The 15633-nt window shown below is 69.7% G+C and carries 16 protein-coding genes; 8 read left to right on the top strand and 8 right to left on the bottom strand.

The genetic code is table 11. The annotated features are described in order from the left end of the window. Positions 1-35 precede the first annotated feature (35 nt). Positions 36-620, top strand: coding sequence for an exonuclease domain-containing protein (locus AC1RTC_RS13530; RefSeq protein ID WP_493156514.1), 585 nt, complete (start codon positions 36-38; stop codon positions 618-620). Positions 621-631: 11 nt separating this feature from the next. On the opposite strand, the gene AC1RTC_RS13525 is transcribed toward AC1RTC_RS13530, so the two are convergent. Both AC1RTC_RS13525 and AC1RTC_RS13520 read right to left on the bottom strand, forming a co-directional pair. After that, positions 632-2122 (bottom strand): CoA-acylating methylmalonate-semialdehyde dehydrogenase, encoded by a 1491-nt coding sequence (locus AC1RTC_RS13525; RefSeq protein ID WP_493156512.1) that lies wholly within the window; start codon positions 2120-2122, stop codon positions 632-634. A 72-nt stretch (positions 2123-2194) separates the two neighbouring features. Beyond that, positions 2195-3100 carry a LysR family transcriptional regulator gene (locus AC1RTC_RS13520; RefSeq protein WP_493156510.1) on the bottom strand — a complete coding sequence of 302 codons (906 nt, stop codon included), beginning with the start codon at positions 3098-3100 and terminating at the stop codon, positions 2195-2197. A 41-nt stretch (positions 3101-3141) separates the two neighbouring features. Between AC1RTC_RS13520 and AC1RTC_RS13515 the strand changes: the two genes are divergently transcribed. After that, positions 3142-4503: a DNA recombination protein RmuC gene (locus tag AC1RTC_RS13515; protein ID WP_493156507.1), complete on the top strand. Its 1362-nt coding sequence runs from the start codon at positions 3142-3144 to the stop codon at positions 4501-4503. 3 nt (positions 4504-4506) lie between these two features. Here AC1RTC_RS13515 and glpX read toward each other — a convergent pair whose 3' ends face one another. Next, positions 4507-5493 (bottom strand): class II fructose-bisphosphatase, encoded by a 987-nt coding sequence (glpX, locus tag AC1RTC_RS13510; RefSeq protein ID WP_493156505.1) that lies wholly within the window; start codon positions 5491-5493, stop codon positions 4507-4509. Positions 5494-5582: 89 nt separating this feature from the next. On the opposite strand from glpX, the gene fbaA reads away from it, so the two are divergent. After that, on the top strand, positions 5583-6608 hold the full coding sequence (gene fbaA / locus AC1RTC_RS13505; RefSeq protein WP_493156503.1) for a class II fructose-bisphosphate aldolase: 1026 nt from the start codon (positions 5583-5585) through the stop codon (positions 6606-6608). A gap of 9 nt (positions 6609-6617) precedes the next feature. Here fbaA and AC1RTC_RS13500 read toward each other — a convergent pair whose 3' ends face one another. From AC1RTC_RS13500 to AC1RTC_RS13485, 4 genes are all read right to left on the bottom strand, one after another. Then, positions 6618-7772: a hypothetical protein gene (locus AC1RTC_RS13500; protein ID WP_493156501.1), complete on the bottom strand. Its 1155-nt coding sequence runs from the start codon at positions 7770-7772 to the stop codon at positions 6618-6620. Continuing rightward, a complete protein-coding gene (locus AC1RTC_RS13495) occupies positions 7759-8988 on the bottom strand; it encodes a sensor histidine kinase (RefSeq protein ID WP_493156499.1) in 1230 nt (409 codons plus the stop codon). Before AC1RTC_RS13495 ends, AC1RTC_RS13500 begins: the two co-directional genes overlap by 14 nt. Positions 8989-9065: 77 nt before the next feature. After that, the gene (locus tag AC1RTC_RS13490) at positions 9066-9551 is read right to left on the bottom strand and encodes a DUF6264 family protein (protein ID WP_493156497.1); all 486 of its coding nucleotides are present in this window, start codon (positions 9549-9551) and stop codon (positions 9066-9068) included. Next, a complete protein-coding gene (locus AC1RTC_RS13485; RefSeq protein ID WP_493156495.1) occupies positions 9544-10590 on the bottom strand; it encodes a 4-hydroxy-3-methylbut-2-enyl diphosphate reductase in 1047 nt (348 codons plus the stop codon). Before AC1RTC_RS13485 ends, AC1RTC_RS13490 begins: the two co-directional genes overlap by 8 nt. Positions 10591-10659: 69 nt before the next feature. Between AC1RTC_RS13485 and xseA the strand changes: the two genes are divergently transcribed. From xseA to AC1RTC_RS13460, 5 genes are read left to right on the top strand one after another with little or no spacing between them, the layout of a single operon-like run. Next, positions 10660-11868 carry an exodeoxyribonuclease VII large subunit gene (gene xseA, locus AC1RTC_RS13480; RefSeq protein WP_493156493.1) on the top strand — a complete coding sequence of 403 codons (1209 nt, stop codon included), beginning with the start codon at positions 10660-10662 and terminating at the stop codon, positions 11866-11868. 9 nt (positions 11869-11877) lie between these two features. Further along, the gene (locus AC1RTC_RS13475; protein WP_493156492.1) at positions 11878-12093 is read left to right on the top strand and encodes an exodeoxyribonuclease VII small subunit; all 216 of its coding nucleotides are present in this window, start codon (positions 11878-11880) and stop codon (positions 12091-12093) included. Continuing rightward, positions 12093-12719 (top strand): DUF4245 domain-containing protein, encoded by a 627-nt coding sequence (locus tag AC1RTC_RS13470; protein ID WP_493156490.1) that lies wholly within the window; start codon positions 12093-12095, stop codon positions 12717-12719. The genes AC1RTC_RS13475 and AC1RTC_RS13470 overlap by 1 nt, the downstream gene beginning before the upstream one ends. Then, positions 12719-13342 carry a carbonic anhydrase gene (locus AC1RTC_RS13465; protein ID WP_493156488.1) on the top strand — a complete coding sequence of 208 codons (624 nt, stop codon included), beginning with the start codon at positions 12719-12721 and terminating at the stop codon, positions 13340-13342. Before AC1RTC_RS13470 ends, AC1RTC_RS13465 begins: the two co-directional genes overlap by 1 nt. Before the next feature lie 57 nt (positions 13343-13399). After that, positions 13400-14794, top strand: a complete 1395-nt coding sequence (locus AC1RTC_RS13460) for a class II fumarate hydratase (RefSeq protein ID WP_493156486.1) — start codon at positions 13400-13402, stop codon at positions 14792-14794. Between the two features lie 9 nt (positions 14795-14803). Here AC1RTC_RS13460 and AC1RTC_RS13455 read toward each other — a convergent pair whose 3' ends face one another. Beyond that, positions 14804-15595, bottom strand: coding sequence for a fumarate hydratase (locus AC1RTC_RS13455; protein ID WP_493156484.1), 792 nt, complete (start codon positions 15593-15595; stop codon positions 14804-14806). Positions 15596-15633: the final 38 nt, after the last annotated feature.

The raw sequence follows: 15633 nt of genomic DNA, 5'->3' as shown, positions 1-15633 counted from the left end.
CGGCCAACGTCGGGGGCCCGTGTGAATCTAGGTCCGTGCCACTGGATTTCACCGCGATCGACTTCGAGACCGCCAACAACTCGGCGGCGAGCGCGTGCTCGGTCGGCATGGTGAAGGTGCGCGACGGCCGCGTCGTCGACACCGCCTACTGGCTCATCAAGCCGCCGCTCGGGCACGACGACTTCCTCGAGTGGAACGTCCGCATCCACGGCATTATGGCGGTGGATGTCGCGGACGCCCTGCTCTGGAGCGAGCAGCTTCCCGACCTCACGGCCTTCGCCGAGAACGACCACCTGGTCGCCCACAACGCCGGCTTCGACATGGGCGTCATCGCCGCCGCGTGCGCCGCCTCGTACGTCGCAACCCCCACCTACGACTACCTGTGCAGCCTGCAGGTGGCGCGCAAGACCTACCACCTCGAGTCGTACCGGCTGCCCGTGGCCGCGATGGCCGCCGGCTTCGAAGACTTCGAGCACCACAACGCTGCTGCGGATGCCGCGGCCTGCGCCGCGATCATCGTGCACGCCGCGCAGCGGCACGGGGCCGGCAGCATCGCGGAGCTGGCCGAGCTGACCGGGGCGCGGATCAGGACCCTGGGCGCCCCGGTGCAGTTCGCCTAATCAGCCCAGCGCTAGTTCTGCGGGAACCCCAGGTTGATCCCGCCGTGGCTCGGGTCGAGCCAGCGCGACGTGATCGCCTTCTCGCGCGTGAAGAACGCCACCGACTGGGGGCCGTACGCCTTCGCGTCGCCGAACAGCGAGTCCTTCCAGCCGCCGAAGGAGTAGTAGCCGACCGGCACGGGGATCGGCACGTTGATGCCGACCATGCCGACCTGCACCTCGCGCTGGAAGCGCCGGGCGGCACCGCCGTCGTTGGTGAAGATCGCGGTGCCGTTGCCGTACTGCGAGGCGTTGATGAGGGCGACGCCCTCCTCGTAGGTCTTCACGCGAACGATGGACAGCACCGGGCCGAAGATCTCGTGCTTGTACACGTCAGAGGTGGTGGCGACATTGTCGATGAGGGTCGGGCCGAGCCAGAAGCCGTTCTCTCCCCCGTCGACGTCGATGCCGCGGCCGTCGACGACCACCGTGGCGCCGTCCGCCGTCGCGATGTCGATGTACGAGGCGACCTTGTCGCGGTGCTCCCTGGTGATCAGCGGTCCCATGTCGCAGCCGCGGGTGCCGTCGCCGACCTTCAGTCCGGACATCCGGGACTGGATCTTGGCGATGAGCTCGTCCGCGACGGGCTCGACGGCCACGACGACCGAGATGGCCATGCAGCGCTCGCCCGCGGAGCCGAAGCCCGCGTTGACGGCGGAGTCCGCGACCAGGTCGAGGTCGGCATCCGGAAGCACCAGCATGTGGTTCTTCGCACCGCCCAGGGCCTGCACGCGCTTGCCCGCCTTCGCGGCGTTCTCGTAGATGTACTTCGCGATCGGCGTCGAGCCCACGAAGCTGATGGAGGCGACGTCGGGATGCTCGAGCAGCGCGTCCACGGACTCCTTGTCGCCGTGCACGACGTTGAAGACGCCGTCGGGCAGGCCGGCCTCCTTGAGCGCCTTGGCCATCCAGATCGCGGCGGACGGGTCCTTCTCCGAGGGCTTGAGCACCACGGTGTTGCCCGCGGCGATCGCGACCGGGAAGAACCACAGCGGCACCATCGCCGGGAAGTTGAACGGGCTGATGATGCCCACGACGCCGAGGGCCTGCTTGACCGAGTACACGTCGACGCCGGTCGAGACGTTCTCGCTGTGCTCGCCCTTCATGAGGTGCGGGATGCTCGTTGCCCACTCCACGACCTCGAGGCCGCGGGCGACCTCCCCCAGCGCGTCGGACGTGACCTTGCCGTGCTCGTTCGTGAGGATCGCGGCGACCTCCTCCTTGCGGGCGTTGAGGATCTCGCGGAACGCGAACAGCACCTGCTGGCGCTTGGCGAGGCTCGTCTCCGACCACTCCGGGAACGCGGCCTTGGCGACCTGGACGGCGGCGTCCACATCGGCGGCGGTGGCGAGGCGCACCTCGCGGGAGACGGTGCCCTCCGCGGGGTTGTAGACGGGCGAGGTTCGGGTGGAGGCGCCGACGAACGCGGTGCCGCTGACCCAGTGGTCGAGGATGGTGGTCATAGCCCTAGTCTCACGACTCTGCTATCTGCGATCAAGCACTACTCATGCAGAGGGAATCTGCAGAAACGCAGATCACAGCATCTCCGCGGCGCGCGCCGCCACCTCGGCGCGGATAGCCCGCTCGACCAGTGCCACCGCCTCGACGTTCGCGCTGTCGCGCCGCGTCGCGATGCTGAACTGCAGGCGGAAGTCGACCTCCTTCGGCAGCACGGGCACGAGGCCGGGGTCGCGCCCGGCCATGAACGCGTGGAGCAGGCCGATGCCCGCTCCGGCCCTCGTGGCCTCGAGCTGGGCGAACACGTTCGTGGAGCCGAATCCGACGCGCATTCCGTTGAGCACGGGGGCGAGGTCGAGCTCGTGCACCGTGAGGAGGGCATCCACGTAGAAGACCAGGTCGTGCTTCTCGAGGTCGGCGAACGCGGCGATAGGCGGGTGGGCGCTGAGGTACGCGGGCGACGCGTACAGGCGCAGTGCGTAGGGCGCGAGCACCTCTGACGTGAGCCGCGACGCCGCGGACGAGCCGACGGTCACGGCGATGTCGAAGCCCGAGCCCCGCAGGCTCAGCGGGCGCGTGCTCGTCACCAGTTCGACGACGATCCCGGGATGCCCGCGCTGCAGCCGCGCGAGGGCCGGCGCCACGAACAGCGAGCCGAAGCCGTCGGGGGCCACGACCCGCACGGTGCCGCGCACGGCGTCGTCCCCGCCCGAGGCCGCCGCGACCACCTGCTCGACAACCTGCTCGAGGCTCCCGGCACGCTCCGCGACCTCACGGCCGATCGCCGTGAGCTCCCATCCGTCGGCGCCGCGGTCGAGCAGCCGCACGCCCAGCGCGGCCTCGAGCCGGTCGATGCGGCGCTTCACCGTCGTGTGGTCGACCGCGAGCAGCGCGGCCGCGCTCACCATCCGCCCGGCCCGCGCGACGGCGAGCAGGTAGCGCAGGTCGTCGGTGCTGACGTCCAAGGGGCGGGGGTCCGGCATGGGACCACAGTAATGTCCGAGCCCGGTGCGAGACTCGGAGCATGGATCTCGTGATGCTTCTCGCAGCCCTCCTCGTCGGCCTCGTGCTCGGTGCGGCAATCGGGCTGCTGATCGCGCGCGGTCGCCGTGCCGATGCCAACCCCGCGCTGCTCGAGGCGAGGCACCAGACGGCGCTCCTGCAGGTGCAGGCCGAGGAGGCAGCGCGCCGCTCGGCGATCGAGGCCAGCCTCGCCGCGACGGAGGCGAGCATCGCCGGCCTGCGCGAGCAGCTCGAGGAGGCGCAGAACCGCTACCACGAGGCTGTCGATCGCGCGCGCGCCGAGGCTGACGAGCGCCAGCGCGAGAGCAAGATCCTCCAGGCGCTCTCCCCCGTGCAGGAGTCGCTGCGCACGATGCAGCAGAAGGTCGCCGACATGGAGGGCCAGCGATCGCAGCAGTTCGGCCAGATCGCCGAGCAGCTGACCCAGACGCGCCTCGCCGGCGACCAGATCCGCGCGACCACCGAGTCGCTCGCCTCCGCCCTGCGCAGCAACAGCACCCGCGGGGTGTGGGGCGAGACGCAGCTGCGAAACGTCGTGCAGGCGGCAGGCCTCATCGAGCGCGTCGACTTCGACGTGCAGCACAGCATCAGCTCCGATGCGGGTGCCGGCCGCCCCGACATGGTCATCCACCTGCCCGGAGGCAAGAACATCGCCGTCGACGCCAAGGTGCCCTTCACGGCGTACCTCGAGGCGAGCCAGATCCCGATCACCGCGACGGGAGAGGAGGGCGCAAAGCGCGAGGCTCTCATCAAGCAGCACGTCAAGGTGCTGCGCGGCCACATCGACACCCTCGCGAGCAAGGCGTACTGGCAGGGGCTCGACGCCTCCCCCGAGCTCGTCATCGCCTTCATCCCCAGCGAGTCGCTCGTCTCCTCCGCCATGGAGGCCGACCCCGCGATCATGGACTACGCCTTCAACAAGCGCGTCGCCCTCGCCTCCCCAGTCACCCTCTGGTCGGTGCTCAAGACCGTCGCCTTCTCCTGGCAGCAGGATGTGCTCACGGATCAGGCGAAGACCCTGTTCGACCTGAGCAAGGAGCTCTACTCGCGGCTCTCGACGCTGTCAGAGCACGCTGACAAGCTGCGGCGCTCGATCGACTCCACGGTGAGCAGCTACAACCAGTTCGCGAACTCGCTCGAGACGCGCGTGCTCGTCACGGCGCGCAAGCTCAACGCCCTCGACGAGTCCAAGGTCATCGGCACCGCCACCACGATCGAGACCGGCGCCAAGCAGCTCACCGCCGTCGAGATGGAACTCGCGGCGCTCGACGAGCTGCCGGGTGTCGCGCGCGAGCCCTTCGCGGGCGCGGAGCTCGAGATCCCCGAGCTGCCGAGCCTCGCCGACAAGAAGAAGCGCGCCTAGCTTCTAGCCCAACCACTTCTCCGCGAGGTGGTCGGCGTGCACGCGGCGGATCGTGCCCGAGTGCGAGCGCAGCACGATGCTCTCCGTGCGGATGATCGGCCCGAGCCGCTTCACCCCGTTCACGAGGCCGCCGTCGGTGACGCCGGTCGCGACGAAGAACGTGTTGTCCGAGGTGACGAGCGAGTCGGCGTCGTAGACGTGGTCGAACTTGAGCCCGGCCGCGAGGCCCTTCTGCCGCTCCTCGTCAGTCTTCGGGTGCAGCATCGTCTGGATGAACCCGCCGAGCGCCTTGATCGCGCACGCCGTCGCCACGCCCTCCGGGCTGCCGCCGATGCCCACGCACAGGTCGATGCGCGTGCCGTACAGCGCCGCGTTGATGCCGCCCGCGACGTCGCCGTCGAGCATGAGGCGCGTGCCGGCGCCCGTCGCCCGGATGTCCTCGATGAGCTCCTCGTGCCGCGGCCGGTCGAGCACGGCGACGACGATCTCGCCCACGGGCTTGCCCTTCGCCTTCGCGAACTCGCGGATGTTGTCGCCGATCGGCTGGCGGATGTCGAGCACGCCGTGGCCCTCCGCGCCCGCCACGATCTTCTGCATATAGAACACCGACGACGCGTCGAGCATGGTGCCGCGATCGGCGACGGCGATCATCGAGATCGCGTTCTGCCGCCCGGCCGCCGTGAGCGACGTCCCGTCGATCGGGTCGACGGCAATGTCGCACGAGGGGCCGTGGCCGGTACCGACGTGCTCGCCGTTGAAGAGCATCGGCGCCTTGTCCTTCTCGCCCTCCCCGATCACGACGACGCCGTCGAAGTCCACGGTTCCGAGGAACTTGCGCATCGCATCCACGGCCGCGCCGTCCGCGCCGTTCTTGTCGCCCTTGCCGATGAACGGCACCGCGCGGATGGCCGCGGCCTCCGTGGCACGGACGAGCTCCAGCGCGAGGTTGCGGTCGGGGTGGAGGAAGAGGGTTCCGGTTTCGGGGTTCACCACAGCGAGTTGTCCTTTAGAACGAGATGGGCGCTGTGGTGGGATTCATCGGAATCAGCAGCTACAGCCTAATCGCTAGACTCGGTGCCATGCCTGTAGCTACCCCAGACCAGTACGCCGAAATGCTCGACAAGGCGAAGGCCCGCGGCTTCGCCTACCCCGCGATCAACGTGTCGTCGTCGTCCACGATCAACTCCGTGCTCCAGGGCCTCACCGAGGCCGGATCCGACGGGATCATCCAGGTCACGACGGGCGGCGCGGACTACTTCGCCGGCCAGAGCGTGAAGGCACGGGCATCCGGCGCCCTCGCTTTTGCCGCGTTCGTGACCGAGGTCGCCAAGAACTACCCCGTCACGGTGGCGCTGCACACCGACCACTGCCCGAAGGACGCGCTGGACGGCTTCGTCATCCCGCTCATCGAGGCGTCGGAGGCCGAGGTCAGGGCCGGCCGCAACCCCATCTTCCAGTCCCACATGTGGGACGGCTCGGCCGTGCCGCTGGCGGAGAACCTCGAGATCGCGAAGACCCTGCTGCCCCGCATGAAGGCGATCAACGCCATCCTCGAGGTCGAGATCGGCGTCGTCGGCGGCGAGGAGGACGGCGTCAGCCACGAGATCAACGAGCACCTGTACACGACGCTCGACGATGCGATCGCGACGGTCGAGGCGCTCGGCCTCGGCGAGCAGGGCCGCTACATGGCCGCCCTCACCTTCGGCAACGTGCACGGCGTGTACAAGCCCGGCAATGTGAAGCTCAAGCCCGAGCTGCTCGGCGAGATCCAGGCCGGCCTCGAGGCCAAGTACGGCACCGGCCCGAAGCCGCTCGACCTCGTCTTCCACGGCGGGTCCGGCTCGACCGACGAGGAGATCGCCACCGCGGTCGCCAACGGCGTCGTCAAGATGAACCTCGACACCGACACGCAGTACGCCTACTCGCGCTCGATCGCCGACACCGTGCTCAAGAACTACGACGGCTTCCTCAAGGTGGACGGCGAGGTCGGCAACAAGAAGGTCTACGACCCGCGCTCCTGGGGCAAGATCGCGGAGACGGCCATGGCCGCGCGCGTCGTCGAGGCGACCAAGCAGCTCGGCTCGGCCGGGCACTCGGGCAACTAGCGCGCTGCGCTAGCCCTTAGCGTTCTCCCCGGGCACGCTGAACGACAGCTTGAGCAGTGTCTCCCGGTCGATCGTGAGGTCGTCCACGGCCGTCCTGAGGGTGAGGTAGTACGGCGCCAGGTGCATGATGCGCCTGCCCTCGGGCAGCGCCATGTCGAGGCTCACGGCGACCGCGGTCGCGCCGTCCGGCGCGCCGCGAAGCTCCACCATGAGTGAGCCGCTGTCGATACCGGGGGTGTCCACGATCGCCCGGAGCATGCCGCGCATCGCGGTGCGCTGGGCGCTGTTCATGCGGTGCGCGCGGCGATCGGGGTCGACGACGACAAGCCGGGACTCGCTCGCGATCGAGTCGAGCCAGGTGAGGTTCGACTGGGTCACCAGCTCGTCGCGCAGGCGCCGGGCGAGCTGGCCGGCGAGGGCGCGGTCGGTGGGCGTGATGCGGCCGGCCTCCGCGATGCCCTCGAGGAACGGCGCGGCGCGCGCGGTCAGGCGGGCGATCGTGACGCGCTCGATGTGCTCTGCTGCCTCGTCGCGCAGGGCCTGGCCGGTGACCATGATCCGGGACGGGCTCTCGAGCATCTCCATCATCGTGCTCACCACGGCGTAGGAGAACACGGCGGTCGCGATGAGCCCGAGCAGCGGCGGGTAGGCGATGATCACGGCGGTGGCGATCGGCCCCCAGCGGTCGTTCGTCGGGTGAACGATGAGCAGCGAGATGAGCACCGCGACGACCGTGGCGGAACCGCCGAGCACGAGGATCTTGCGCACCGGCACGTAGGGCCCGAGCGTCGCGATCATGAGCGCGAAGGCCCCGGATGCCCACCAGAGCTCGACCGAGAAGGCCGCGGTGTGGGCGTAGCCGACGGCGGAGACGATCATGCCCGCAGTCGCCGGGAGGAGCGCGAGGGCACCGGTGCCCCACCCGAGGTCGCCGCGGAGCGGGCGGGTAGCGAAGTGCACGGCAAACCCCGTCGATGCGCACAACAGGGCGGCGATGAGCTGAAGCCAGGGCGCCGACGTGTCGTTCCAGGTCATGGCGGCGAGCACCAGGCCGTACGCCAGTCCGAGGAAGGCGAACGAGATCGGCACGAGCGGCCCGGTGAACCAGCTGAGCGGATCGATCTGGCGCGCGGAGGTGACGAAGTGCCGCCTATTGGTCGCCATGGTGCGACTCCTCGTGCGCGGCGACGACCTCGAGGATCGGGACCCGGATGATGATGGATGTTCCGGCCCCCGGTGCCGACCAGATGCGGGTGGTCCCGCCGGCGGCGCGGATCCGGTCGATGACCGAGAACCGCACGCCGAGGCGGTCGGTCGGGATCGCCTGGGGGTCGAACCCGCGGCCCTGGTCGGAGACGATCACGGTGAGCTCGTTCTCCTCGTATGCCAGGTCAACCTCGGCGACGCTCGCGCCCGAATGGCGCAGCACGTTCTCGAGGCAGGCGCGGATCGAGTCGATGAGCGCCGTGGCGACCTCCGGGGCGAGGCGGTAGATCCCCGAGCCGCTGCCCGTGACGTGCACGGTGAGTCCGCGCCACTGCAGGTCGCTCATCATGGCCATGATGCGGTTCCGCAGGTCGGAGTCCTGGTCGTCGGTGATAGCGGCGTCCGCCGACTCCTTCGCCCACTCCGCGCTCGTGAGGGTCGCGATGTCGCTCCGCAGTCGCGCGGTGATGCGGTCGTCGAGCTCGTCCGGCGCGTTCATGACGAGCGACAGGTCGTTCAGCAGCGTGTCGTGCACTGCGGCGGTGACGCGCGCGCGCATGTTCTCCTCCACCGCGAGCCTGCGCGTCTCCTCCTCGAGCTCGTCGAAGTTCGGTACCCGGCGGCGCTGGCTGCGCTGGATAGCGGCGAGCACGAGGTACGCGGTGACATAGAGCCCGAGCATGAGCAGCGGTCCCCACCCCGTCGTGAGCGGCAGCCCCGTGAACGCGGCGACCGTGACACTCACCCCGGTCGAGAACAGGTACCCGCCCATGGTCCACGCCAGCCCCGTGAGCCAGGTCGTGGACGCGACGCCGACGAGCACGAGCGAGACCGCCGGCCGGTTCAGCAGGAAGAACGCCTCGGTGAGCATTGTCGGGTCGGTGGCGAGAAGGGTGACCTCGTACATCACGGCGCCCGCGCTGCCCAGGATCAGGAAGGAGAGGACGACCCACGGCCTGGGGATGATCGCCGCACCGATCGCGAGGAGCAGCAGGAGCGAGAGCAGGGTGACCGGGAAGGGCAGCGCCTCCGTGTGGCCGTGCTGCACGAGGTACTCGACCAGGATCGGGATGGTCAGCAGCAGGTTCGCGGCGTTGACGGCCCACGCACCGCGAGCGATGCCGCTCGTGATGACCCGGGCCGCGACCTCGCGCGGCAGTACCGCGACTCGCACAGGTCCGCCTCTCCTCAGCCCTTCCGGCTACTGGAGATTCTGGCATCCGGACGGGGTAGCGGCCCGCTGCGCCACGGCTACTGGTTCTGCGTGAGCCAGGCCTGGTAGGCGGGGTCGTTGAGCATGAGCGCGATGACCAGGCCGCTGGAGATGATCCCGGCGAGCACGTAGCCCGCGAGCGGCACCCAGAACGCCCGGCGGTGCCGGGCGATCAGCAGCAGTGACACCGCGATGGTGATGACCAGCACCGTGATGCGGGCGATGTTGATCGCGAGGCCGTAGGGAGCGGCGAGGTCCGTAGCGACGGTGCCGTCGATCCCGAGCTGCTTGTAGACGAGGCTGAGCGAGGCACCGAGGTCGGCGAAGGTCGCGAAGGCCGTCACGACGTCGAACACGCCCACGAGCAGGAGCACCGTCGTGACGATCACGTCCCGCGTCCGGTTGGGAGGTGCGACCACGGGCGGCGGCGGGGGCGGCGGAAGTTCCGTGGGCTTCGTCGCCGAAGCCGCCGGAGCCACCGGCGCGTACTGGCCGTACTTGGGCTCGGGGCGGTCGTCAGTCATCAGCCTGCCAGTCGAGCCTCCGGATGCGGCCGCCGAGCGCCCGCTCGTCCTGGTTGCCCGCGGAATCCTTGCGCAGCTCCTTCGGCAGCGAGAACATGAGGTCCTCCTCCGCCGTGACGACCTGGCTCACGTCGCCGAAGCCCGCGTCGGCGAGGTCGTCGAGCACCTCCTGCACGAGCACCTCGGGCACGGATGCCCCGCTCGTGACGCCCACGGTCGAGACGCCGTCGAGCCACTCCTGCTTGATCTCGCTCGCGTAGTCCACGCGGTAGGCCGCCCTGGCGCCGTTCTCGAGCGCGACATCCACGAGTCGGACAGTGTTGGAGCTGTTGGCGCTGCCGACGACGATCACGAGCTCGGCATCCTGCGCGACCTTCTTGATCGCGACCTGGCGGTTCTGGGTCGCGTAGCAGATGTCGTCGCTGGGCGGGTCCTGCAGGTGCGGGAAGCGCTCGCGCAGCAGCCGCACGGTCTCCATCGTCTCGTCGACACTGAGGGTGGTCTGCGAGAGCCAGACGAGGTTCTCGGGATCGTCGACCACGAGGCTCGCGACATCCGCCGGTCCTGTCACGAGCGTGGTCTGCTCGGGCGCGTGGCCCATGGTGCCCTCGACCTCCTCGTGGCCGGTGTGGCCGATGAGCAGGATGTGGCGGCCGGCCTTCGAGAACCGGGTCGCCTCGCGGTGCACCTTGGTGACGAGCGGGCAGGTCGCGTCGATAGCCTGCAGCTCGCGATCGGCGGCGCCCTGCACGACAGCCGGCGAGACGCCGTGCGCACTGAACACGACGTGCGAGCCGACCGGCACCTCCTCGACGTCGTCGACGAAGATCGCGCCCTGCTTCTCCAGAGTCGACACCACGTGGATGTTGTGGACGATCTGCTTGCGAACGTAGACGGGGGCTCCGAAGTTCTCGAGGGCCTTCTCGACCGCGACGACGGCACGATCCACACCCGCGCAGTATCCACGGGGTGCTGCCAGCAGCACCCGCTTGGGCCCGGGGGCCGGGGTATCCTTGAGCCGGTTCCGCACGGCGGGCATATGCGGCATCTCCAAGCTCACCGCATTGCCATTCGAGATCACGGGCCGATTCTACGTGAGGGAGCCTGTGTGACGATCGAGACGCCGCCCCCCACGGTCGACGCGCCCTGGGGCGTGTCCCTGTTCTCCCAGAAGATCAAAGGCTGGATCGAGCGGCTCGGCACCGCCTGGGTCGAGGGCGAGATCACCCAGTGGGGCATCTCTGGCGGCAATGTCTACGGCAAGCTCAAGGACGTCGACGAGGATGCGACCATCTCCTTCACCATCTGGTCGTCGGTGAAGGCCAAGCTCCCGGCCGACCTGAAGCAGGGCGACCGGGTGGTCGCCCTCGTCAAGCCCAACTACTGGGTCAAGGGCGGCACGCTCTCGATGCAGGTTTTCGAGATGCGCCACGTCGGCCTGGGCGACCTGCTCGAGCGGCTCGAGCGGCTGCGCCAGAAGCTGCGTGCGGAGGGCCTGTTCGACCACAAGCGGAAGCTTCCGTTCCTGCCGGGCCGCATCGGGCTCATCACCGGCAAGGACAGCGACGCCGAGAAGGACGTGCTGCGCAACGCCCAGCTGCGCTGGCCCGCCGTCGAGTTCCGCGTGGTGCACGCCGCGGTGCAGGGCGAGCGCGCCGTCTCCGAGGTCGTCTCGGCCCTGAAGTCGCTCGACGCCGACCCCGAGGTCGAGGTCATCATCGTCGCGCGCGGCGGCGGCGACTTCCAGAACCTCCTCGTGTTCAGCGACGAGGCGCTCGTGCGTGCCGCTGCAGCATGCGCGACGCCGATCGTGAGCGCCATCGGCCACGAGGCCGACCGGCCCCTGCTTGACGAGGTCGCCGACCTGCGGGCATCCACGCCGACGGATGCCGCGAAGCGCGTGGTCCCGGACGTCGCCGAGGAGCTCGCGCGGGTGCAGCAGGCGAGAAGCGGTATGCGCCTGCGGGTCACCCAGCGCCTCGGCCACGAGGTGGACCGGCTGGAGGCGCTGCGCTCGCGCCCGGTGCTCGCGAGCCCCGTGTCGATGATCGACGCCAGGGCCGACGATCTGGGCCGCTCCGTGTCGCGGTCGCGCGAGCTGATCGAGCTGCGCATCGAGCGGTCTCACCGGGGCGTGGCCGACCTCACGGGGCAGCTGCGCGCCCTCTCCCCCCGGCGCACGCTGGAGCGCGGGTACGCCATCGCACAGCTGCCGGACGGCACCGCACTGCGGGACGCCTCCTCCGCACCCGCGGGCACCCCGCTGCTGCTCACGGTGGCCGTCGGCACCGTGAGCGCGACGGTCGACCCCGGTTAGGATCGAAGCGTGGCCAGTGAGAAGAACGACGTCGGCGAGCTCAGCTACGAGCAGGCGCGGGACGAGCTGATCCGCGTGGTCGCCGAGCTCGAGCAGGGCTCGTCGAGCCTCGAGGAGTCGCTCGCCCTGTGGGAGCGCGGCGAGGCCCTCGCGCAGCGCTGCGAGGAGTGGCTGATCGGCGCCCGGGCACGGCTCGACGCGGCTCGCGCCGCCAAGGCCGAGTGATGGCCGAGAACCGCCCCGTCGTCGCCGAGCTCGGCCGGCCGGAAACTCCGGAGGAGACCGCCGCGCGCAAGGCCGAGACATCCCGCAAGCACCGCGCCAACCAGACCCTGCTGAACCTCGTCGTCGCCCTCGTCGCGTCCCTCGCGGTCGTCGTGTTCCTCGTGGTCGTGGTGGTCAGGCCGGCGCCCGCCCCCGCCGCGAGCATCGACTACGCGACGATCGCCACCCAGGCCCAGGTGGACGCCGCTGAGCCGCTCCTCGCGCCCGTGCTCCCGGCCGGTTGGTCGGCGAACGATGCGCGATTCCAGACCACCGAGCAGGTGCCCACCTGGTACATCGGCCTCATTACCCCGAGCGAGCAGTACATCGGCCTCGACCAGGGCATCGGCGCGAACCCGACCTGGCTGGCGGCCCAGCTCGACGACGCCGAACAGTCGGGCACGGTGACCATCGACGGCATCGAGTGGACGGTCTACGACCAGCGCGGTGCGAGCGACCCCGGCAACTTCGCCTACTCCCTCGCCGCCACCAGGGGCGGCAGCACGGTGATCCTGCACGGGACGGCGTCTGACGATGAGTTCGAGCTGCTGGCGACCGCGGTCGCCGCGGAGTGGGAGGAGAACTGATGAGCACGCGCACCCCGGGCAAGGTCTGGCAGGAGATGCTCCGCGGCAACGACCGTTTCATCTCGGGCGAGCCGCTGCACCCGCGGCAGGACGTCGAGCGGCGCGAAGAGCTCGCCAACAAGCAGGAGCCCCACGCGGCCCTCTTCGGCTGCAGCGACTCCCGCCTCGCCGCCGAGATCATCTTCGACAAGGGCATCGGCGACCTGTTCGTCGTGCGCAACGCCGGGCAGGTCATCTCCGACTCCGTGGTCGGCTCGCTCGAGTACGCGGTGAGCGTGCTGGGCGTGCCCCTCATCGTGGTCCTCGGGCACGACGAGTGCGGCGCCGTGCGCGCGGCCATCGACTCCGTCGCCGAGGACGCGCCGGTGCTGCCCCCGCACATCGCGAGCCTGGTCTCGAAGATCGTCCCCGCCGTCCAGCGGGTCTCCGCCGCCGCACCCGACCACCACGTGGACTCGCACGAGGTCGGCCGTGAGCACCTGCGCGACACGATCGCGGAGCTGCTGGCCTCCTCCGAACTCATCTCCGACGCGATCGCCGCCGGTACGCTGGCCATTGTGGGCGCCAACTACCGCCTCCGGGAGGGCCGCGCAGTGCCCGACGTCGTCGTCGGCACGGTCTAGCCCCACCCACCCCACCACTGTCTCCCATCCGCCAGGCACTACGTAAAGGACCATGCAGTGAGCACCCCTGAGTACCGCATCGAGCACGACACGATGGGCGAGGTGCGGGTCCCCGCATCGGCCCTGTACGCCGCACAGACGCAGCGTGCCGTCGAGAACTTCCCGATCTCCGGGTCGGGGCTGGAGCCCGCGCAGATCATCGCTCTCGCCCGCATCAAGCGCGCCGCTGCCATCGTGAACGCCGAGCTGGGCATCCTCGACCAGAAGATCGCCGACGCGATAGTCGGCGCGGCCGACACTCTCATCGCCGGGGAGCACCACGACCAGTTCCCGGTCGACACGTACCAGACCGGCAGCGGCACCTCCTCGAACATGAACATCAACGAGGTGCTCGCCACTCTTGCGACAACCTCGCTCGGCTCGCCCGTGCACCCGAACGACCACGTGAACATGTCGCAGTCGTCGAACGACGTGTTCCCGACCTCCGTGCACCTCGCGGTCACGGGCGCACTGCTCTCCGACCTGATCCCCGCACTCGACCACCTCGCAGCCTCGCTCGACGTGAAGGCAGCCCTGTGGAAGGATGCCGTGAAGTCGGGCCGCACCCACCTCATGGACGCGACGCCCGTCACTCTCGGCCAGGAGTTCGCCGGCTACGCCCGCCAGGTGCGGCTCGGTATCGCGCGCGTCGAGGCGACCATCCCCCGCGTCGCCGAGGTGCCCCTGGGCGGCACCGCCACCGGCACGGGCATCAACACCCCGAAGGGCTTCCCCCAGCGCGTCATCGAGGTGCTCGCCGCCGACTCGCAGCTGCCCATCACCGAGGCCCTGGACCACTTCGAGGCGCAGGGCGCGCGCGACGGGCTGGTCGAGGCATCCGGCGCGCTCCGGGTCCTCGCGGTCTCACTGACGAAGATCTGCAACGACCTGCGCTGGATGGGCTCCGGCCCCAACACGGGCCTCGGCGAGCTGCACATCCCTGACCTGCAGCCAGGATCGTCGATCATGCCCGGCAAGGTCAACCCGGTCATCCCGGAGGCCGTGCTCATGGTGTGCGCGCGCGTCATCGGCAACGACGCGACGATCGCCTGGGCCGGCGCCTCGGGCAGCTTCGAGCTCAACGTTGCGATCCCGGTCATGGGCACGGCGCTGCTCGAGTCGATCAGGCTGCTCACCAACTCGAGCATCGCCCTCGCCGACAAGACCATCGACGGTCTCGAGGCGAACCTCGTGCGCGCACGGGCCCTTGCCGAGTCGTCCCCCTCCATCGTGACGCCCCTCAACAAGATCATCGGCTACGAGGCGGCGGCGAAGATCGCCAAGCACTCCGTGGCAAAGGGCATCACCGTGCGGGAGGCGGTCATCGACCTCGGTTTCGTGGAGCGCGGCGAGGTCACCCTCGAGCAGCTCGACGTTGCGCTCGACGTCATGTCGATGACCCACCCGGGCTGATCGAGTCCCCTACGCGCGCACCTTGACCTTGGTGATCTCGTCCCCGTTGAGAGTCTCGACGGTGCGGTCGCCGAGCTCGGATGCGAGAGTGATCGGGATGAGCACGGAGCCGGTGATCGGGTCGTCGGTGGCGCAGCTCTTCACGTTGTCGGGCGCGGCGGGCGCCTTCTCCCCCTCGAGGACCGGCATGGGGTCGGGCAGGCCGTAGTAGATCGCGATCTGCACGGTGGTGTCGGTCTCGATCACGACAGCCTCGCGCGGGATGCACAGCACCGGGCCCCGCACATTGACGATCAGGTCGGCCGGGCCGATGCCGGAGAAGCCCTCAGCGGGTGCGGAGCCGATGTACCCCGTCGGCGTGGTGTCCCCGAGCAGCGCGTACTCGGTGAGGTCCAGGAGGTACGGCGGCAGCTCGTCAAGCTCGTCGAGGTCCTGGTAGCCGAGGACCGGGAACTCCACGAGCCCCTTCGGCGGCTCCGACGACCCGTAGACGGCGCGGTTGACCAGCTGCGGGTCCGGTGAGCCCCACATGATGGTGACGGGGGGCACGACCCGCTCCTCCTGCGGGATCGCGGCCAGGAGGCCGGGCACCGCGGCGAGCACGCCGACCAGGGCAAGGCCGAGCACTCCGACACCGGAGAGGAAGCGCCGCCAGCCGTAGGCGGACCCCCCGGGCTCGTTCGCGTGCGGGTTCGCGACGCTCCACGCGGCGAGCGCGCGCCACTGGCTGCGCGGCGCGAGGAGGCCCCAGAGGAAATAGATCCCCAGGCTCACCGCAAGCACCCCGAAAATCCACGTCACGAAGTAGACCCTACGTGTTCTACCCCCCGACGGGTGAC

The sequence above is a fragment of the Rhodoglobus sp. GW821-FHT12B09 genome (assembly GCF_058809925.1).
The sequence above is the reverse complement of the archived record's forward strand: the minus strand, read 5'-3'. Positions and strand labels throughout refer to the sequence as shown.